This window comes from Geodermatophilus sp. CPCC 205761 (assembly GCF_051383655.1).
GTDB lineage: Bacteria > Actinomycetota > Actinomycetes > Mycobacteriales > Geodermatophilaceae > Geodermatophilus.
Genome location: NZ_JALPKQ010000009.1, coordinates 1 through 18,986 on the forward strand (window position 1 = coordinate 1; position 18,986 = coordinate 18,986).

The window sequence follows — 18,986 nt, forward strand, 5'->3', positions numbered from 1 at the left end:
TGGGCGACCGCCTGCTGGGGCGGGACCCGGGGGCCCGCGGGGTGGTGGGCGCCGACGTGCGCGCCGTCGACCCGCCGGAGCTGCGTCGCCGCGGCGCGGCCCGGGCGCGGGCCGCCGAGCTGGCCGCGCAGCCCCTCGGTGAGGCCGGGGCCGCCGCCGACCTGGCCCGGCGGCGCGTCGTCCGGACCGCGGACTTCACCGCGATGGGCTGGCCGGTGCCCGGGGAGGCAACCGCGGTGGGGCCGTGGCTGCTCGCGCCCGGGCTGGTCGACGAGCTGGCCGCGCGGCTGCCTGCGCTCGTCGGCCGGTACCGCCAGCAGCACCCGCTGGAGGCGGGGCCGCCGGTGGCCGTCGTCCGCCGGGAGCTCGGCCTGCCCGACGACGATCTCCTGCGGGCGGTGGTGCGGCCGCCGCTGACGCTCCGCGAGGGACGGGTGGCGGTCGCCGCCGCCGGGCTGCCGCCGCGCGTCCAGCAGGCGGTCGACGCCATCCGCGCCCGGCTGGCCGCCGATCCGTTCGCCGCGCCCGAGGCCCCCGACCTCGCCGCCGCCGGGCTCGGCCCGCGGGAGCTGGCGGCGGCGGTCCGCGACGGCCAGCTGGTGCGGGTCGCCGACGGCGTCTACCTCGCGCCCGGGGTGGAGGAGGTGGCGCGGGCCCGGCTGGCGGCCGTGCCGGCGCCCTTCACCCTCAGCCAGGCGCGGTCGGCCTGGGGCACCACCCGCAGGGTCGCCGTCCCGCTGATGGAGTGGCTCGACGCCCGCGGGGTCACCGAGCGGCTGCCCGACACCACCCGCCGGCTGCGGTAGGGCCGCCGCCGCAGGTCTCCCTGCGCACGCTCGTGCTCTGCGCACCACGGTGGGCAGAGCACGAGCGAGCCGGGACGTACCCGGTCGCCTCGGGGCGGTCGCAGATCACGCCCCGCGCCCCGCCGGGCACCGCCGCCGGCGCGGCACACTGGGAGCAGATGAACACCGTCCTGCCGCTCCTGGAGACGCCGCCGCGCCCCTGGCACCTGCCCGACAGCGCCCGCGAGGGTCTGGCGACCACGCCGTTCGGGCTCTACGTGCACGTCCCGTTCTGCGCCACCCGCTGCGGCTACTGCGACTTCAACACCTACACCGCCGAGGAGCTCGGTCCGGGCGCCAGCCGCAGCGAGTACGCCGGCACCGCGATCGCCGAGCTGCGCCGGGCCGCCGAGACGCTCGGCCCCGACCGGCCTCCGGTGTCCACGGTGTTCGTCGGCGGCGGCACCCCGACCCTGCTGCCCGCCGACGACCTCGCCGCCGTGCTCGCCGCGGTCCGCGAGCTGTTCCCGGTCGCGGACGACGTCGAGGTCACCACCGAGGCCAATCCGGAGACGGTGTCGCCGGCGAGCCTGGCCCGGTTGCGGGAGGCCGGCTTCACCCGGATCAGCCTCGGCATGCAGTCGGCCGCCGAGCACGTGCTCGCCGTCCTCGACCGCCGGCACACCCCCGGCCGCGCCGTCGAGGCCGCGCGGGAGGCCCGCGCGGCCGGCTTCGAGCACGTCAACCTCGACCTCATCTACGGCACGCCGGGCGAGACCGACGCCGACTGGGCCACCTCCCTCGACGCCGTCCTGGCCGCGCCGGTCGACCACGTCAGCGCCTACGCGCTCATCGTCGAGGAGGGCACCCGGCTGGCCCGCCGGATCAGCCGGGGCGAGCTGCCGATGCCCGACGACGACGTCCTCGCCGACCGCTACGAGCAGGCCGACGTCACCCTCCGCCGCGCCGGGTTCGACTGGTACGAGGTGTCCAACTGGGCCACCGACGACGCCGCCCGCTGCCGGCACAACGAGCTGTACTGGGCCAACGCCAACTGGTGGGGCGTCGGCCCCGGCGCGCACAGCCACGTGGGCGGGCTCCGGTGGTGGAACGTCAAGCACCCCGCCGCGTACGCCGGCCGGCTGCTGCGCGGGGAGAGCCCGGCGCAGGACTCCGAGCTGCTCGACGACGACGACCGAACGCTGGAGACGGTGATGCTGGGCCTCCGGCTCCGGAGTGGGCTGCCGCTCACCGCCCTCTCGCCGGTCGGGCGGCTCCGTGCCACGGACGCCGTCGCCCGCGGGCTGCTCGACGACGCCGCCCACGCCGGCGGCCGGGCCGTCCTCACCGACCGCGGGCGGCTGCTGGCCGACGCGCTGGTCAGGGAGCTGAGCGACTAGGCCGGGAGACGACGAACCCGTTCCGTTTGTCCCGCCCGGGGGCTATGGTGCCCGTTCCGGCAGCGGCGCCGGAGCAGGTCGAGGGGGTGGTCAGCATGGGCGTGCACGTGTCCCGGCAGGCTGGCGGATCCCCGCCCGGCCACCACGCCGCCGTCGCGCCGGCCCCGCTGTCGGGGGGCATGCTCCTCGCCCTCGCGATGAACCGCCGGGCCCGCGGGCTGCGCGGCCTCGACGTCCTCCGCCGCAGCCAGGACCGGGCTCCGCCTCAGGTCTCCTGACTCCCGCCCGGAGTCGCAACCGCCCGATCTGACGCGCACCGCCCGGTGCCCGCGTTCTCTCTGCGTTGCCTCGAGGAGCACTGCCATGACCAGCACCGTCGACACCCCCGTCCCGGCCACCGGCGACTCGCAGTGGGAGCACTTCCGGGCCCGGCTGGCGGCCCAGCGCACCGAGTGCGTGAGGGAGCGCGAACTCGCACTCGCCGACACCGTGCAGTCGCTGCCCGACGACGTCGCCGTCACGCGTGCGGCCTCGCTGCAGCGCACGATCGAGGACATCGACGCGGCGCTGGAGCGCATGGCGGCGGGCACCTACGGGCGTTGCGTCCACTGCGGCACCGACATCCCCGAGGAGCGGCTGGAGCTGCGTCCCTTCGCCACCGGCTGCGTGGCCTGCTCGCAGCGCCGCTGACCGTCCCGACCCCGGGCTGACAGATGTCAGGCCGGGGTCGCGACGTCCCGCACTACTCGCCGGACGCCGCGCTGAGCAGGCTGGTCGCGTGCCCGGAGAGACCGCCCTCGACATCCGCGACCTCACCGTCCGCTACGGCGACGCGGTCGCGGTCGCCGGCCTGGACCTGCAGCTGCGCGCGGGGGAGACCGTCGCGCTGCTGGGGCCCAACGGCGCCGGCAAGTCCACCATCGTCAACGCCGTCCTCGGCCTGGTGTCCTCGACCGGGACCGTCCGGGTGCTCGGCCGCCCACCCGCGGCGGCCATCCGGGCCGGCTGCGTCGGCGCGATGCTGCAGCACGGCGGGCTCCCGGGGGAGACCCGCGTCGGCGAGGTGCTCGACCTGGTCCGGCGCAGCTACCCGCGCGCCTGGCCGCTGGCCGACCTGGTCGTCACCGCCGGCATCGACGGCCTGCTCGACCGGCCGACCGACGCCCTCTCCGGCGGGCAGCGCCAGCGGGTCCTGCTCGCCCTGGCCCTGGCCGGGCAGCCGCCGCTGCTGCTGCTCGACGAGCCGACCTCCGCCATGGACGTCGAGGGCCGCCGCGCCTTCTGGACGACGATGCGCGGGCTGGCCGACCGCGGCACGACCGTCGTCTTCGCCACCCACCACCTCGAGGAGGCCGACGCCGTCGCCGACCGCGTGGTCGTGGTCGCCGGCGGGCGGGTGGTCGCCGACGGGACCGCCGCGGAGGTCAAGGCCGGCACCTCCGGCCGCACGGTCGCGTTCACCGCCACCCCGGGCACCCCGATCGACGGGCTGCCCGGCGTCACCGCCGTCGCCCGGCAGGGCGACCGGATCACCCTCAGCACCGACGACGTCGAGGCGACCCTGCGCACGCTGCTCGCCGGCGGGCGGCTGCCCGACCTGCAGGTGCGCGGGGCGAGCCTCGAGGAGGCCGTCCTGTCCCTCACCGCCGTCCGACCCATCCCGATCGGAGCCGACCGATGAACACCCTGCTCCGCTTCCAGCTGCGGCGCGTGGGCCGCAACCGGCAGTTCCTCTTCTTCACCGTGCTGCTGCCGGCGCTGTTCACCGTGTTCTTCACCGAGATCCTCGGCGGGCAGGCCGGCAGCACGGCGGAGTACCAGGTCTACGCGACCACCTACATGGTCTCGATGATGGCCTACGGCGCCCTCGGTGCCGCCCTGGGCGCGACCATCCGGGTCTCCTTCGACCGGGCCTCGGGCTGGCTGCGCCAGCTGCGGATCACGCCCGTGCCGACATCGTCGGTGGTCACCGTCGACGTGGCCGTCGGGATGCTGCTGACCCTGCCCAGCCTGGTCGTCGTCGCGCTGGTCGGCGGGCTGGTCAACGGCGTCGAGCTGGCGCCGCTGACCTGGGTCGGCCTGGTCGCCGTGCTGTGGCTGGGGTCCGGGGCGTTCGTCGCGCTCGGCCTGCTGGTCGGTCACACCCTGGACGAGAAGGCCGCGGGCGGCGCCGTCGGCATCCTCGGCGTGGTCCTGGCCGCGCTGGGCGGGCTGTGGGTGCCGGTGCAGGTCTTCCCCGCGTTCCTCGGCGCGCTGGCGCACACCCTGCCCTCCTACTGGTACGCCCAGCTGGGCCGCGACGTCGTCGCCCTGGGCGGGCCGGCGCCCCTGACGGTGCTGGCGGTGGCCGGGTTCACCGCCGCCTTCGCGGTCCTGGCGACGGCGGTGGCGCGGCGCCGTCCGCTGCACGCCGTCGCCGGCTGAGCCGGGCTAGCGTCGCCGCCGTGGACCCGCGCACCCGCTGGCAGCGCCTGGTGTGGACGCTGCCCTGGCTGCTGTTCCAGGTGTTCCCGCTCGCCGAGCTGGTGAGCACGCCGCGGCCGGCGGCGGTCCGGGTGGTCGCCGTCCTGGGACTGGTCGCCTTCACCGTCGTCTACCTGGCCGTGTTCAACCGGATGTCCGTGCGCGGCTGCGGGGTGCCGTGGCGGCAGCTGGCCGTCGTCGCGGTCCTGGGTGTCGGGCTGGCGGTCTGGCTGGGGCCGGCGTGGGCCGGGCTGATGATCTACGTGGCGGCGGCGGCAGCCGTCGGGCTGCCCGAGCGCTGGGTGTGGCCGGCGGTCGGCGGTGCCGCCGCGGTCTGCGCGTCCGTCCTGGCCGCCCACGACATGCTCGGCGAACTGTTCATCCTGCCGCTGATGTGCGTGCTGACCGGGTTCGCGCTGCGCGGCATCCGCTTCCTCGTCTCGGTCAACGCCGAGCTGACCGAGGCGCGGGAGGAGCTGGCCCGCGCCGCCGTCGCCGAGGAGCGGCTGCGCTTCGCCCGCGACCTGCACGACCTGCTCGGCCACAGCCTGTCGCTCATCGCGCTCAAGAGCGAACTGGCCGGGCGGCTGGCCGAACGCGACCCGGCGCGGGCCCGGGCGGAGATGGCCGACGTCGAGAGCACCGCCCGCCGCGCGCTGGCCGAGGTGCGCGAGGCGGTCAGCGGCTACCGCCAGATCGGCGTCGCGCTGGCGCTGGCCGAGGCCCGCGCCGCGCTGTCGGCCGCGGGCATCACCCTGCGGGCGCCGTCGGGCGTGCCCGAGCTCCCGGGGCCGGTGGACGCGGTGCTCGGCTGGGTGGTGCGGGAGGCGACGACCAACGTGCTCCGGCACAGCGGCGCGCGCACCGTCGTCGTGACGCTCGCGGTCGGCGACGAGGACGCCGCGCTCACCGTCACCGACGACGGTCGCGGCCCGGCCGGTGGCGCGCCCGGGGCCGGGCTGTCCGGACTCGAGGAGCGGCTGGCCGCGCGCGGGGGCCGGCTGGACACGGGCGAGGCGCCCGGCGGCGGCTTCCGGCTCGCCGCGCGGGTCCCCGCCCACGCCCGGGTGAGCGCGCCGTGATCCGGGTGCTCATCGCCGAGGACCAGACGATGGTCCGCGGCGCGCTGCGCGCGCTGCTGGAGCTGGAGGAGGACCTCGAGGTGGTCGCCGAGGTCGGCCGGGGGGACCTGGTCGTCGGCGCGGCCCGCGAGCACCGGCCGGACGTCGCGCTGCTCGACATCGAGATGCCCGGCTGCGACGGGCTGGAGGCCGCGCGGGCGCTGGCCGACGCGGTGCCGGGCTGCCGGGCCGTCGTCCTCACCACCTTCGGCCGGCCGGGCTTCCTGCGCCGGGCCATGGAGGTCGGCGCATCGGGGTTCCTGGTGAAGGACGCCCCCGTCGCCGAGTTGGCGCGGGCCATCCGGGCGGTGGTGGCGGGGGAGCGGGTCATCGACCGGGACCTCGCGGCGGCGGCGCTGGCGCTGGGGGCCACCCCGCTGTCGGCGCGGGAGGCCGACGTGCTGCGCGAGGCCGCCGACGGGGCGACGGTCGCCGACATCTCCCGGCGGCTGTTCCTCTCCGAGGGGACGGTCCGCAACTACCTGTCCTCGGCGATCGGCAAGACCGGCGCCCGGACCCGCGTCGAGGCGGCGCGGGTGGCGGAGGAGAAGGGCTGGCTCTGACGGATTCCTGTTGGGGCGGCCCCGTCCCGGGTCCCGCCGCGAGCCTGCGAGGGGCGGGGAGGACGGGGTCCTTCTTCAGTCTCGCTGGCCGGGCACCGGCGGCTGGATCTGCATGGCGGCGGTCGTCGGGCCGGAGGGCTCGGGTGACATGAGCGTGTCCAGGTCCAGCACCCGGACGTGGATGACGTTGCGCTGCTGTAGCGCGGCCCGCAGCGCGCGGTGCAGGCCGTCCTCGAGGTAGAGCTCGCCCTGCCACTGGACGGCGTGCGGGAAGAGGTCCCCGTAGAAGGTCGAGTCGTCGGCGAGCAGGGTGTCCAGCGCCAGCTCACGCTTGGTGGCGACCAGCGTGTCCAGCCGGATCTGCCGGGGCGGGATCATCGCCCAGTCCCGGGTCGAGAGGCCGTGATCGGGGTAGGGCCTGCCGTCACGGACCGCTTTGAAGATCAGGGCACCGACCTCTTCCCTGCGAGCCCCCGCGCGGGCACCGGAACCGACGTCCGAGCCTATCCACCGCCGTCCCGGCCCCGCCGCCGCCGGGTCCCCCGTCCGCGCGAGCCGCGCGACGCCGGGAGCCGATCGACGTATGCTGGTCTGGCACTCTGAACGTGCGAGTGCCAGTCGTACGAGTGTCCGGCGCCGAGGAGCGCCCGGGGCGTCTCCGCGAGGGTGCCGCACGACGCGTCGACCGGTACGGGGAGGTGTCACCGTGGCGCACGACGAGCGCCGCCTGCAGGTCCTGCGGGCCATCGTCCAGGACTACGTCTCGACCAACGACCCGGTGGGCAGCAAGGCCCTCGCCGAGCGGCACGACCTGGGGGTCTCCCCGGCGACCATCCGCAACGACATGGCCGTCCTCGAGGAGCAGGGCTACATCACCCAGCCGCACACCAGCGCCGGCCGGGTGCCCACGGACAAGGGCTACCGGCTCTTCGTCGACCGGCTCTCGGCGGTGAAGCCGCTGTCGACGGCCGAGCGCCGGGCGATCGAGCGGTTCCTCGACGGCGCCCTCGACCTGCACGACGTGCTCAACCGGACGGTGCGGCTGCTGGCGCAGCTCACCCACCAGGTCGCCGTCGTCCAGTACCCGACGCTGTCCCGCAGCGCGGTGCGCCACCTCGAGGTGGTGCCGGTGACCAGCTCCCGGCTGCTGCTGGTGCTGATCACCGACACCGGCCGGGTCGAGCAGCGGCTGATCGAGTGCGCGGTCGACGTCGAACCCGACGACGTCGCCGACCTGCGGGCGCTGCTGAACGCCGCGTTCAGCGGGGCCCGGCTGGCCGAGGCCGGCGGCAAGGTGCCCGAGCTGCTGGAGACCGCACCGCTGCACGTGCGGCCGCTGGTCGCCTCGGTGAGCGCGGCGCTGATCGAGACCCTCGTCGAGCCGGGGGAGGACCGCCTGGTCATCGGCGGGACGGCGAACCTCGCCCGCGAGGCCCGCAACCCCGGCAGCCTGCGCCCGTTGTTGGAGGCGCTGGAAGAACAGGTCGTGGTCCTGCGGTTGATCAGTGAGGTGGACACCGGCGGCGCGGTGCTCGTGCGCATCGGCGAGGAGAACGCGCACGAGGCGCTCACCGGTGCGTCGGTCGTCTCCGTGGGCTACGGCTCCGGCGAGCGCGCACTGGGTGGCCTGGGCATCGTCGGTCCCACCCGCATGGACTACCCAACGAACATGGCCGCGGTGCGAGCCGTGGCCCGCTACGTCGGCCTGATCCTGGCCGAGAGCTGAGGCTGAGACTTCTCGATGGCAACCGACTACTACGGCGTCCTGGGGCTGTCCCGCGGGGCCAGCGACAGCGACATCAAGAAGGCCTACCGGCGGCTGGCCCGGGACCTCCACCCCGACGTCAACCCCGACCCGGGCGCCAAGGAGCGATTCCAGGAGATCAGCCGGGCCTACCAGGCGCTGACCGATCCGGAGAAGCGCCGGATCGTCGACCTCGGCGGCGACCCGTTCGACAACGGCGCCGGCACGGCGGGCAGCCCGTTCGGCGGCGCGGGCTTCGGCGGCCTCGGCGACATCATGGACGCCTTCTTCGGCGGCGGGGGCACCACGCGCGGGCCGCGCAGCCGGGTCCGTGCCGGTGGGGACGCGCTCATCCAGCTGGAGCTGGACCTCGACGAGACGGTCTTCGGCACCACCGAGGACATCACCGTCGACACCGCCGTCCTCTGCGACCTCTGCACCGGTGCCGGCACCGCCCCCGGCACCCACGCCACCACCTGCACCACCTGCGCCGGCCGCGGCGAGGTGCAGAGCGTGCAGCGGTCCTTCCTGGGCCAGGTCGTCTCCTCCCGCACCTGCCCGACCTGCGCCGGCACCGGCCAGGTCATCCCCGAGCCGTGCACCAGGTGCGGTGGCGACGGGCGGGTGCGGGCCCGGCGGACCATCCAGGTCAAGGTGCCCGCCGGCGTCGAGGACGGCATGCGGATCCGGCTGACCGGGCACGGCGAGGTCGGTCCCGGCGGCGGCCCGGCCGGCGACCTGTACGTGGAGATCGTCGAGCGGGCGCACCCGGTGTTCACCCGCAACGGGGAGGACCTGCACTGCCGGGTCACCCTGCCGATGACCGCCGCGGCACTGGGCACCACGCTCACGCTGGAGACCCTGGACGGCGACGAGGAGATCGACATCCGCCCGGGCACCCAGTCCGGCAGCGTGCTCACGCTGCGGGCCAAGGGCGCCCCGCGGCTGCGGGCCACCGGGCGGGGCAACCTGCACGTCCACGTCGAGGTCGAGACGCCCACCCGGCTGGACGCCGAGCAGGAGAAGCTGCTCCGCGAGCTGGCCGTGCTGCGCGGTGAGGACCGCCCGGCGTCGTCCTCGGAGGGGCAGGGCGGGCTGTTCTCCAAGCTGCGGGACGCGCTGAAGTGAGCGTGGCGGCCGACGACCGGGTACCCGAGCTCGACGGGGCGCCGCTGTTCCTGCTCGACGAGCTGCCCGACGCCGCGGAGCTCCTGGTGCCCGGCCCCGAGGGCCGGCACGCGGTCGACGTGCTGCGGATGACCCCGGGGGAGCGGGTGCGCGTGGGCGACGGCCGCGGCACCGTCGCCGACGGCGAGGTGGTCGCCGCCGGTCCCGAGGGGCTGCGGGTGCGGGTCTCGGTGCGGCACGAGGTGCCCCCGCCCGCGCTGGAGCTGGTCCTCGTGCAGGCTCTCCCCAAGGGCGAGCGCGGGCCGCTGGCCGTGGAGCTGGCGACCGAGCTCGGCGTGGACCGGATCGTGCCCTGGGCCGCCGCGCGCTGCGTCACCCGCTGGCGGGAGGACCGCGCGGCCAAGGGCGTGGCCAAGTGGCGGGCCGCGGCCCGCGCGGCGAGCAAGCAGTCCCGCCGTCCGCGGGTCCCCGAGGTCACCGACGTCATGACCACCCGCCAGGTGTGCGGGGCGCTGGCCGACGTCGACCTGGCGCTGGTGCTGCACGAGCAGGCGCGGCACCCGCTGGCGCGGGTGGACCTGCCGTCGTCCGGTGCCATCGCGGTCGTCGTCGGCCCCGAGGGCGGGCTGACCGACGGCGAGGTCGTGGCGCTCAGCGCGGCCGGCGCCCGGCCGGTCCGGCTGGGCCCGGAGGTGCTGCGGACGTCGACCGCGGGTGCGGCCACCCTCGCCGCCCTCTCCGTCCGCACCCGCTGGGCCTGAGCAGCGCCGCCGGACCCGCGTCGTCGTCGCCGACCTCGCGCTGCACGGCGACGTCGGCGGCCGCGGGGTGAGGACGGCGATCAGCGCAGGGCGCGGCGGGCCCGGTCGCTGACCAGGTCGACCAGCCAGGTCAGGACGACGATCGCGGCGAGGACCGTGGTCACCGCCGCCCAGTCGAACGCGGCCATCTCCGACGCCAGCAGCGCACCCAGCCCGCCGGCGCCCAGCAGCCCGACAAGGACCGTGTCGCGGATCGTCACCTCCCACCGGTACAGGGCGTAGGCCAGCACCGGCCCGGCCGCCCGCGGCAACACCCCGTACAGCCGGGCCCCGGCCGGGCGGGCGCCGAGCGCCGTCACCGCCGCCCGTGGCCGCGGGTCGAGCTCCTCGGTCGCCTCCGCGGCCAGCCGGCCGAGCACGCCGAGGGTGTAGACGCCCAGCGCCAGCGCGCCGGGGAGCACGCCGGGGAGCAGCAGGAACAGCAGCACGAGCGCCCACACCGGCGGCGGCACCGCGCGCAGGAGCAGCAGCGCGATCCGCGCCAGCGTGCCGGCGACCCGCCGTCCGGGCCGCAGCCGGCCGGCCGGCCGCGCGGCCACCCCGGCGACCAGCACGGCACCCGCCGTGGCCACGGCGATCGCGACCACCGACATCTGCACGGTCTCCACCGCGAGGGCGCCGATCGAGCGCAGCAGTTCGCCGTCGGTCGCCGGCGGCCAGGCCGCGCCCAGCACGTAGGCCAGCTGCCCCCGGGTCCGGTCGGAGGCCAGGGTCGCCGGGGTGAGCGCCAGGTACCACCACGACCACGCGACCAGCGCGACCGTGCCCAGGACCGCGGCGGTGAGCACCGCGTCGCGGCGCGGGCCCGCGGCCGGGGCGGCCAGCCGCCGGCGCACCGCCCGCCCGGCGACCTCGGCGAGCGCGCACAGCAGCGCGAGCGCGTAGACCGCACTCCACACCTGGTCCCACCGCAGCGAGGCGAACGACAGCGACAGCTGGTACCCCAGTCCGCCGGCGCCGATCAGCCCCAGGACGACGGCGGAGCGGACCGCGCACTCCAGCCGGTAGAAGGAGTAGGAGAGCAGCCCGCCCGCCGCCGGGGGCAGCAGCCCGTAGAGCGCAGCGGGGACCCGCCCCGACCCGGCGGCGAGCAGCGCGGAGTAGCTGCCGCGCGGCACCTCGTCGACCAGGTCGGCGAAGACCTTGGCGGTGACCGCGCCGTAGGGCACCCCGATGGCGAGCACCCCGACCCAGGGGTCCAGTCCCAGCACGTTGACCAGGAGCAGGCCCCACACCGCCTCGTGCAGTCCGCGGGGGACGGCGAGAGACGCCCGCGCGGAGTGCCAGCCGAGCCGGCGCCGTCCCCACGTGGTGCGCGAGACGAGCACCGCACCGGCGGCGCCGAGCACCAGCGCGAGCGCCGTCCCCAGCGCGGCGTAGGCGACGGTGACCAGCGCCGACCCGGCGAGGACGCCGAGGAACTCGCCGTCCAGCGCGGGGGAGAGCGCGCCCGCGGCGAACCGGCCGAACTGCGCCGTCCCGCCGGCGTTGACCACCTCGCCCGCGAACAGGCCGGACCCGGCCAGCGACCACCCCAGCAGCGCCACCGCGCCCAGCCCCCACGCCCACCGCCGCCGGTCGCGGCGCAGCGGCGGCGCGGCCGGCGCCACCGGCCGGGTCAGCACGGCGGTCATGCCGGCGCCCCGTAGAACCCGGCCAGGTCGGCGGGCGACAGCGCCGCGACCGGGCGGTCCAGCACCACCCGCCCGCCGGCCAGGCCGACCACCCGATCGCAGTGCCGCCGTACCAGGCCGGGGTCGTGCAGCGCGGCGACCAGCGCACCGCCGCGCTCCCGGGCGAGCTCAGCGAGCAGCGCGAGCGCGCGGTCGGCGAGGACCGGGTCCAGCGCGGACGCCGGCTCGTCGGCGAGCACCAGGTCGGGTCGCTGCACGAGCAGCCGGGCGATGGCCACCCGCTGGCGCTGACCACCGGAGAGCCGCTCGGTGCGGTCGAACACCCGGTCGGCGAGGTCCACGCGGTCCAGCGCGGCGAGCGCCTCGGGCACCCCCTGCGGCCGCAGCAGCGACCACGCCGCCCGGCCCGCCGACCACTCCGCCAGCCGGCCGGCGTTGACGTTGTGCACCACGCGCAGCTGGCCGACCAGCTCCAGGTGCTGGTGCACCGTGCCCACGCGGGAGCGCAGCCGGCGCAGCGCGCGCCCGGACAGGGCGGCCGGGTCGGCACCCAGCACCCGCACCGTTCCCGCGGTCGGCGTCACCGAGCCGTTGGCCAGGCCGATCAGCGTCGACTTGCCCGCGCCCGAGGCGCCGACGAGGGCGACGCGCTCGCCGGGGCCGACGGTGAGGTCGACCCCGGCCAGCGCCGTCGTCCTGTCGAACCGGACCGCGACGCCGTCCAGCCGCAGGACGGCGGTCAGCTGACCAGCCCCAGGTCGCGGCCGATCTCCTCGATCTGGTCGTAGTTGGACGCCTCGGTGGGCACGAACGCCCCCGCCCCGAACAGCTCGAGCACCTCGGCGTCGGCCGGGTCGTCGGCCGCCAGGCCGGTGAAGTGGTCGAGCAGCCGGTCGCCGAGGTCGTCGACGCCGAGCCGCTCGGCGGAGCGCGGGCCGAGCAGCCAGTGGTAGTCGTGGTAGGGCGCTGTCTCGGTGTAGAGGACGACGGCCGGGTCGGCCGCGCCCTCCTCCGACCGCGAGGTCCAGACCTGCCTGTTCAGCACGCCGGCCTGGTAGCTGCCCGACGCCACCAGGGCCAGCGTGGCGTCGTGCGAGCCGGAGAAGCCGGGCCCGCCCGGGAACCCGTGCGGGTCGACGCCGGCCTCGCGCAGGAAGTAGGCGGGCATCAGCCGGCCGGAGGTGGAGGTCTCGCTGCCGTAGGTGAAGCGCAGCGGCGCCAGCGCGGTGAGGTCGTCCGACGGCGCCAGACCGGTGTCGGCGTTGACCACGAACACCGAGGTGAACCGCTCGTCGATGTCGCGCTGGGCGATCGGCTCGGCGCCGGGGGTCTGCAGCCGTGCCTGGACGCCGGTGAGCCCGCCGAACCAGACGAGGTCGAGGTCGCCGGTGCGGAACAGCGAGACGGCGGCGCCGTAGTCGGTGACCGGGCGGTACTCGACGTCGAGGTCCAGCGCGGCCGCCATCGAGTCGGCGACGGTGCCGTACAGGCGCTGGAGGACCTCGGGGTCCTGGTCGGGGATGGCGCCGATGCTCAGCGGGCCCGACGAGCCGGTCGGGCCGGAGGCGGCCTGCGAGAGCGGGGAGGAGCGGCCGCAGCCGGTGACCGCCGCGGCGAGGGCGGCGCCCGCACCGGCGAGCAGGGTGCGGCGGGACAGCGGGGGGAGGAGGGACTGGGACTCGAGGACACCCGACCGGGCGACGCGACGGGTGCTCACTACGTCCTCGAGCGGGGGCGGGGAACGGGCACGTGACACCTCCGGGGGAGACGGGGACGGTCGTCCTCATCCTGACCCACGCCGCAGGTCACGGCCGGGCCGAGGCCACAGCATCTCGGTCCGCCCGTCCGGTAACGGTCTGGGAAACGGCTCTGCGGCCCTGCCCGGGACGGCCGCACATGTGCTCAACTGACGCCTGCGACCGGCCGGGGAGCCCTGGTCCGGCCGCAGGGCGACCGCCGTGGGGCGGACGGCGGCCCGCTGCTCCAGCCGCGTCCGCCAGGTGGCCCGTCGTCTCCGGCGCCGCCGCCGCGACGACAGGAGAGACATGCGCGTTCAGCTCAGCACCGTGGCCGCGGCCACCGCCGCGGTCGTCGTCCTCGCCTCCTGCGCCTCGGACGACGCGGACGGCGGCGGCTCGGCCGCCTCGGGGAACCTGACCGGTGAGGGCACCGGCGACTCCTGCACCATCGACGGCGAGGTGCCGATCGGGGCGGTGCTGAGCCTCACCGGCGCCGCCGCCAGCTACGGCGAGTCCCAGCAGCGCGGGCTGGAGCTGGCCGCCGCGCAGCTGGCCGAGAAGGGTGGCGTCACCTACGACCTCGTGATCGAGGACGACCAGACCGACCCACGGCAGGGCATCACGCTCTTCGACCAGTTCGTCTCGCAGGACGTCAGCCTGATCATCGGTCCCACCCTGTCCAACGCGGCCCTGCAGGCCGACCCCATCGCGCAGGAGGCCGGCGTGCCGGTGCTCGGCATCTCCAACACCGCCGCCGGCGTCACCGACATCGGGGACTACATCTTCCGGAACTCGCTGACCGAGCAGGCGGTCATCCCGCAGACCATCGCCGAGGCGACCGAGCGGTTCGGCCTCTCCCAGGTGGTCGTCCTGTACAGCAACGACGACGCGTTCACCGAGTCCGGCTACGACGCCTTCGCGGCCGCGCTGGAGGAGGAGGGCGTCGAGGTGAGCGAGACCCTGACCTTCTCCAAGGCCGACACCGACTTCCGCGCGCTGCTGACCCAGGCGCAGCAGAGCACCCCGGACGCGCTGGTCGTCTCGGCGCTGATCGAGGCGGCGATCCCGTTGGTGACCCAGGCCCGCGAGCTCGGCATCGACGTCCCGATCATCGGTGGCAACGGGTTCAACAACCCCCAGCTGATGGCCGACGCCGGTGCCGCTGCCGAGGGCGTCGTCGTGGGCGCCGCGTGGAACTCGTCCTCCGACAACCCGGAGAACACCGCCTTCCTCCAGGACTTCGAGGCGGAGTTCGGTACCCAGCCCGACCAGTTCGCCGCCCAGGCCTACGCCGGGTTGATGCTCGTCGACACCGCGGTCCGCGCCACCTGCGCCGCCGACCGGGAGAGCCTCAAGGAGGCGCTCGGCCAGCTGGAGAACGTCCCGACCGTCCTCGGGGACTTCTCCATCGACGAGAACCGTGACGCCGTCCACCCGGCCGTCGTGCAGGTCGTCCAGAACGGCCAGTTCGCCGTCCTGGAGTGATCCGGTCGCCCGGCGACGAGTGGGGGACCCCTGTGCAACAGCTGGTCAACGGCATCTTCATCGGCTCGATCTACGCGCTGTTCGCCATCGGGTTCACCCTGGTCTTCGGCATCCTGGACCGGCTGAACCTGGCGCACCCCGCGGTGTTCGCCGCCTCGGCGTTCGTGGGGATCGAGCTCGTCGAGCGGGCCGGGCTGTCCCTGTGGGCGGCCCTGCCGATCGTGTTCGTCTTCGGCGCGGTCCTCGGTCTGGTCATCGAGCGGCTGGCGTTCCGGCCGCTCAAGGGCCGGGCCGACGCCCACTTCGCCGGGCTGATCTCCTCCATCGCCCTGGCCGGGATGCTCATCGCCCTCCTGCAGTGGCGGTACGGGCCCGACACCCGGCGCTTCCCGGCGGGGTCGTTCCCCGACACCCGACTCGAGGTGGCCGGGGCCCAGGTCACGCTGGTGCAGGTCGTGATCCTGGGCGTCTCCCTGGCCCTGATGGTCGGCCTGACCTTCCTGGTCACCCGGTCCCGGCTCGGACGCGGCATGCGAGCCGTCGCGGAGAACCCGACGGCGGCCCGCGTGCTGGGTGTGAACGTCGACCGGATCACCGCCGTCACCTTCGCGATCTCCTCCGCCCTCGGCGCGGTCGCCGGCGTGCTGTTCGCCATCAACGTGAACACCGCCCAGCTGGGCATGGGCTCGGCGATCGAGCTCAAGGGCCTGGCGGTGATCATCGTCGGCGGGATGGGGTCCCTGCCCGGGGCGATGATCGGCGGGCTGGTGCTCGGGCTGGCCGAGGTCTTCGCCGTGCAGTACATCGGGTCGTCCTGGCGCGACGTGATCGCCTTCGGGCTGTTGTTCGTCATCCTGCTCGTGCGCCCGCAGGGCCTGCTCGGTGCCCGGAAGGTCCGGGAGGTCTGATGCTGCTCGAGTACGCCACGACGCTGACGTTCATCGCCCTGGGCGCGATCTTCGCCTACTCGTTCTACGCCGTCCTCATCGCCGGTCAGCTGAGCCTGGGCCAGGCCGGGTTCGCCTCCCTGGCCGCGTTCACCGCGGCCGGCCTCGCCCCGGACAGGGAGCGGGTGGGCGAGTTGCCGGCCCTGCTGGTCGCCGTCCTGATCGGCATGGCCGTCGGCGCAATCGCTGCGGTCGTCCTGGGCCTGCCGACGATGCACCTGCGGGGGGTCTTCCTCGCCATCGCCACCCTCGGGTTCGCCGAGGCGGTGCGCGTCGTGCTCCTCAACCAGGAGTGGACCGGGGGTGCCCAGGGGCTGGCCGTGCCCCGGATCCTCACCGTGGGGACGGCGTGGGCGGCGCTCGCCCTCGTCGCCTACTGGTTCTGGCGGATGGGGCGCTCCCGCTACGGCCGGGCCCTCGAGGCGATCCGGGAGGACGAGCTGGCCGCCCGGTCGATGGGCATCGACGTGGGACGCCACCGGCTCACCGCGTTCGTCACCGCCGGTGCGGTCGCCGGCCTGTACGGCGTCCTGTTCGCTTATTACGTGCGGCTCATCGCGCCGGGTGACTTCGACTTCACCGCCGCCGTCGACGGCCTGGTCACCGCGGTGGTCGGCGGCTCGACGATGTTCCTCGGCCCGCTGCTGGGCAGCGGCTTCCAGACCGTGGTCCCGGAGGTCCAGCGCGCCGTCGGTGTGGAGGCCGGCTGGATCCGGCCGTTCCTGGCCGGGCTCCTGCTGCTCGTGGTGATCCTCTTCCTGCCGGGTGGCCTGGCCAGCCTCATCCCCCGGCGCACCCGCATGCCGGCGTCGCGGGGCCAGGGAGCCGACGGCGGGCCGCACCTCACCGCGCGACGCCACCCGGCCGCGGGCGACACGGTGGTCAGCGTCACCGGCCTGGGCAAGGAGTACGGCGGGGTCCATGCCGTCAGGGACGTCGACCTCGAGGTCCGCGGCGGCGAGGTCCTCGGCCTGATCGGTCCCAACGGGGCCGGGAAGACGACCCTGGTGAACATGATCAGCGGGCTGGTGCCGCCGAGTTCGGGCCGCGGCGCGGTGCTGGGCGCACCACTGGGGCGCACGCCCGTGCACAAGCTGGCGGGGGCCGGGGTGAGTCGCACCTTCCAGCACTCCAAGCTGTTCAACCGCCTCTCGGCGATGGAGAACGTCCTGGTGGGAGCCCACCTCGTCAGCCGCCCGACCTTCCTGCGCCGGTTGCTGTGGCTGCCCTCGGCCCGCCGCGACGAGCGGGCCGCGCTCCAGCACGCGGCCCGGTGCCTGCAGCGGGTCGGGCTGGCCGACCTGGCGGGGTCCCGGGCGTCGGCCCTGTCCTACGGTGACCAGCGCCGGCTGGAGATCGCCCGGGCCCTCGCCTCGGACCCGTCGCTGCTGATCCTCGACGAGCCGGCCGCCGGCATGAACCACGTCGAGGCGGCGAGGCTGTCGGCGCTGATCCGGTCGCTGGCCGAGGAGGGGCTGACCATCCTCTTCATCGAGCACAACGTCGGCATGGTCCTGGAGACCTGCACCCGGGTGGTGGTGCTCGACTTCGGCGAGGTCATCGCCAGCGGCTCACCGCAGCAGATCGCCGCGGACCCGGCCGTCATCGAGGCCTACCTCGGGACCGAGCACGACGAGCCGGTCACCGGGTCGATCGCCGAGGGGACCCTGCCCGACCCGACCGGGGGCGGCACCGACGGGACGGCGGCCGGGGCGGTCACCAACGTGCGACCGGGCGCGGCCGGCACGCTCGACCCGCCGGACACCACCCCGAGGAACGCGCCGTGAGCGATCCGATCCTCTCGGTGGACGACCTCCGGGTGAGCTACGGACGGGTCGAGGCCGTCCGCGGCGTGTCCTTCCGGGCCGACCCGGGATCCCTCGTGACGCTGGTCGGGGCGAACGGTGCCGGCAAGTCCTCGGTGATCAACGCCGTCTCCGGGATGCTGCGCCCGGCGGGCGGCCGGATCACCTTCGAGGGTCGGGACATCACCCGCACCCCGGCGCACAAGCTGGTGGGCCGCGGCGTCGTCCAGGTGCCCGAGGGGCGGCAGATCCTGGCCACCCTCACCATCGAGGAGAACCTCCAGATGGGTGCGTGGCACACCGGCGGCGCGTCCCAGCGCGCCATCGACGCCGTCTACGACCGGTTCCCGGTGCTGGCCGAGCGCCGGGCGCTGCCGGCCGGGGCGCTCTCCGGCGGTGAGCAGCAGATGCTCGCCATCGCCCGCGCACTCGTGGCCGCCCCGACCGTCATGCTGATGGACGAGCCGTCGATGGGCCTCGCTCCGCGGATCGTCGACGAGGTGTTCCGCGTCATCGGGGAGATCCGCGCGTCGGGCACCACGGTCGTGCTGGTCGAACAGAACGCCCGCCGGGCCCTGCGGGTGGCCGACCACGGTTACGTGTTGCAGAGCGGTGAGATCGTCCACTCCGGCCCGGCCGCGGAGCTGCTCGCCGACGAGCGGATCGTGGAGGCCTATCTCGGGGTCGACGGCACCTCGGGGCGGCGGAGCGGTCCGGCCGATCAGGGTCGGCGGGCCGATTAGGGTCGGTGCCGTGTCCGACTGCCTGTTCTGCCGCATGGTCGCCGGTGAGATCCCCGCCGACGTCGTCCACGAGACCGACCGCGTGTTCGCGTTCCGGGACATCAACCCCCAGGCCCCGACGCACGTCCTGGTGATCCCGAAGGAGCACCACCCGACCGTGGCCGCGCTGGCCGCCGCCGACCCAGGGCTCCTCGGCGCGGTGGTCGGGGCGGCGCAGGCGGTCGCCGTCCAGGAGGGCCTGGTCGGCGAGGACGGCGTCGAGCCCGGTTACCGGGTGGTGACCAACACCGGCCCGCAGGCCGGGCAGACGGTGCACCACGTGCACCTGCACCTCCTGGGCGGCCGGCACCTGAACTGGCCCCCCGGCTGACGTGCCCGGAGGGGGCAGAAATGGCCATTTCTGCCCCTCCGGGCCCGGCCCGGGCGGGTGACCTGCGCCTCGGACGGCGGTTCGCGGGGTGCGGCGCGGGTAGACTCGACGGGGTCCGCCAAATCCCCAGCAGGAAGGCAGGGTCGAGGGTTCTTGCCCGACTCCTCCCCGAACGTCCCTGTGCCGGGCGCCCCCACGTCGCGTGAGGCCTCCGCACAGGCCGCCGCGGCGGACGGCC

At 75.5% G+C, this 18,986-nt stretch carries 20 protein-coding genes; 16 read left to right on the forward strand and 4 right to left on the reverse strand.

Annotation, left to right across the window (positions count from 1 at the left end; genetic code table 11):
* From MY526_RS07250 to MY526_RS07285, 8 genes are all read left to right on the forward strand, one after another.
* On the forward strand, window positions 1-806 hold an 806-nt coding region (locus tag MY526_RS07250; RefSeq protein ID WP_436703580.1), incomplete at its 5' end, for a SelB domain-containing protein.
* Window positions 807-964: 158 nt separating this feature from the next.
* A complete protein-coding gene (gene hemW, locus MY526_RS07255; protein ID WP_436703581.1) occupies window positions 965-2,185 on the forward strand; it encodes a radical SAM family heme chaperone HemW in 1,221 nt (406 codons plus the stop codon).
* 47 nt (window positions 2,186-2,232) lie between these two features.
* The gene (locus MY526_RS07260; protein ID WP_436703582.1) at window positions 2,233-2,463 is read left to right on the forward strand and encodes a hypothetical protein; all 231 of its coding nucleotides are present in this window, start codon (window positions 2,233-2,235) and stop codon (window positions 2,461-2,463) included.
* An 85-nt stretch (window positions 2,464-2,548) separates the two neighbouring features.
* Window positions 2,549-2,875 (forward strand): TraR/DksA family transcriptional regulator, encoded by a 327-nt coding sequence (locus tag MY526_RS07265; protein WP_436690652.1) that lies wholly within the window; start codon window positions 2,549-2,551, stop codon window positions 2,873-2,875.
* Window positions 2,876-2,963: 88 nt separating this feature from the next.
* Window positions 2,964-3,866 carry an ATP-binding cassette domain-containing protein gene (locus tag MY526_RS07270; protein ID WP_436690654.1) on the forward strand — a complete coding sequence of 301 codons (903 nt, stop codon included), beginning with the start codon at window positions 2,964-2,966 and terminating at the stop codon, window positions 3,864-3,866.
* Window positions 3,863-4,609: an ABC transporter permease gene (locus MY526_RS07275; protein ID WP_436690656.1), complete on the forward strand. Its 747-nt coding sequence runs from the start codon at window positions 3,863-3,865 to the stop codon at window positions 4,607-4,609. The genes MY526_RS07270 and MY526_RS07275 overlap by 4 nt, the downstream gene beginning before the upstream one ends.
* A gap of 20 nt (window positions 4,610-4,629) precedes the next feature.
* The gene (locus MY526_RS07280) at window positions 4,630-5,730 is read left to right on the forward strand and encodes a sensor histidine kinase (RefSeq protein ID WP_436703583.1); all 1,101 of its coding nucleotides are present in this window, start codon (window positions 4,630-4,632) and stop codon (window positions 5,728-5,730) included.
* Window positions 5,727-6,332 carry a response regulator transcription factor gene (locus MY526_RS07285; RefSeq protein ID WP_436690660.1) on the forward strand — a complete coding sequence of 202 codons (606 nt, stop codon included), beginning with the start codon at window positions 5,727-5,729 and terminating at the stop codon, window positions 6,330-6,332. The genes MY526_RS07280 and MY526_RS07285 overlap by 4 nt, the downstream gene beginning before the upstream one ends.
* Window positions 6,333-6,407: 75 nt before the next feature.
* On the opposite strand, the gene MY526_RS07290 is transcribed toward MY526_RS07285, so the two are convergent.
* On the reverse strand, window positions 6,408-7,079 hold the full coding sequence (locus MY526_RS07290; RefSeq protein WP_436690662.1) for a type II toxin-antitoxin system VapB family antitoxin: 672 nt from the start codon (window positions 7,077-7,079) through the stop codon (window positions 6,408-6,410).
* On the opposite strand from MY526_RS07290, the gene hrcA reads away from it, so the two are divergent.
* Genes hrcA through MY526_RS07305 form a run of 3 tightly spaced genes read left to right on the forward strand, consistent with a single transcriptional unit; the run spans window position 7,039 to window position 9,965 of the window.
* On the forward strand, window positions 7,039-8,058 hold the full coding sequence (gene hrcA / locus MY526_RS07295) for a heat-inducible transcriptional repressor HrcA (protein ID WP_436690664.1): 1,020 nt from the start codon (window positions 7,039-7,041) through the stop codon (window positions 8,056-8,058). The genes MY526_RS07290 and hrcA overlap by 41 nt on opposite strands.
* Window positions 8,059-8,073: 15 nt before the next feature.
* On the forward strand, window positions 8,074-9,204 hold the full coding sequence (gene dnaJ, locus MY526_RS07300; RefSeq protein WP_436703584.1) for a molecular chaperone DnaJ: 1,131 nt from the start codon (window positions 8,074-8,076) through the stop codon (window positions 9,202-9,204).
* Window positions 9,201-9,965, forward strand: a complete 765-nt coding sequence (locus MY526_RS07305; RefSeq protein ID WP_436690668.1) for a 16S rRNA (uracil(1498)-N(3))-methyltransferase — start codon at window positions 9,201-9,203, stop codon at window positions 9,963-9,965. The genes dnaJ and MY526_RS07305 overlap by 4 nt, the downstream gene beginning before the upstream one ends.
* A gap of 80 nt (window positions 9,966-10,045) precedes the next feature.
* Here the strand turns inward: MY526_RS07305 and MY526_RS07310 are convergent, their stop codons facing one another.
* The 3 genes from MY526_RS07310 to MY526_RS07320 are packed head-to-tail and all read right to left on the reverse strand — an operon-like array spanning window position 10,046 to window position 13,376.
* Entirely contained in the window at window positions 10,046-11,659 is a 1,614-nt protein-coding gene (locus MY526_RS07310) for a PhnE/PtxC family ABC transporter permease (protein ID WP_436703585.1), read from the reverse strand.
* Entirely contained in the window at window positions 11,656-12,402 is a 747-nt protein-coding gene (locus tag MY526_RS07315; RefSeq protein WP_436703623.1) for a phosphonate ABC transporter ATP-binding protein, read from the reverse strand. The genes MY526_RS07310 and MY526_RS07315 overlap by 4 nt, the downstream gene beginning before the upstream one ends.
* Window positions 12,399-13,376, reverse strand: a complete 978-nt coding sequence (locus tag MY526_RS07320; protein WP_436703586.1) for a putative selenate ABC transporter substrate-binding protein — start codon at window positions 13,374-13,376, stop codon at window positions 12,399-12,401. Before MY526_RS07320 ends, MY526_RS07315 begins: the two co-directional genes overlap by 4 nt.
* A gap of 328 nt (window positions 13,377-13,704) precedes the next feature.
* Between MY526_RS07320 and MY526_RS07325 the strand changes: the two genes are divergently transcribed.
* From MY526_RS07325 to MY526_RS07345, 5 genes are read left to right on the forward strand one after another with little or no spacing between them, the layout of a single operon-like run.
* Window positions 13,705-14,883: an ABC transporter substrate-binding protein gene (locus MY526_RS07325; protein ID WP_436690673.1), complete on the forward strand. Its 1,179-nt coding sequence runs from the start codon at window positions 13,705-13,707 to the stop codon at window positions 14,881-14,883.
* A gap of 32 nt (window positions 14,884-14,915) precedes the next feature.
* Entirely contained in the window at window positions 14,916-15,791 is an 876-nt protein-coding gene (locus tag MY526_RS07330) for a branched-chain amino acid ABC transporter permease (RefSeq protein WP_436690674.1), read from the forward strand.
* The gene (locus tag MY526_RS07335) at window positions 15,791-17,617 is read left to right on the forward strand and encodes a branched-chain amino acid ABC transporter ATP-binding protein/permease (RefSeq protein ID WP_436703587.1); all 1,827 of its coding nucleotides are present in this window, start codon (window positions 15,791-15,793) and stop codon (window positions 17,615-17,617) included. The genes MY526_RS07330 and MY526_RS07335 overlap by 1 nt, the downstream gene beginning before the upstream one ends.
* Complete coding sequence (locus MY526_RS07340) at window positions 17,614-18,378, forward strand: ABC transporter ATP-binding protein (protein WP_436690678.1); 765 nt, start codon at window positions 17,614-17,616, stop codon at window positions 18,376-18,378. The genes MY526_RS07335 and MY526_RS07340 overlap by 4 nt, the downstream gene beginning before the upstream one ends.
* Window positions 18,379-18,388: 10 nt before the next feature.
* Entirely contained in the window at window positions 18,389-18,748 is a 360-nt protein-coding gene (locus MY526_RS07345; protein WP_436690680.1) for a histidine triad nucleotide-binding protein, read from the forward strand.
* Window positions 18,749-18,986: the final 238 nt, after the last annotated feature.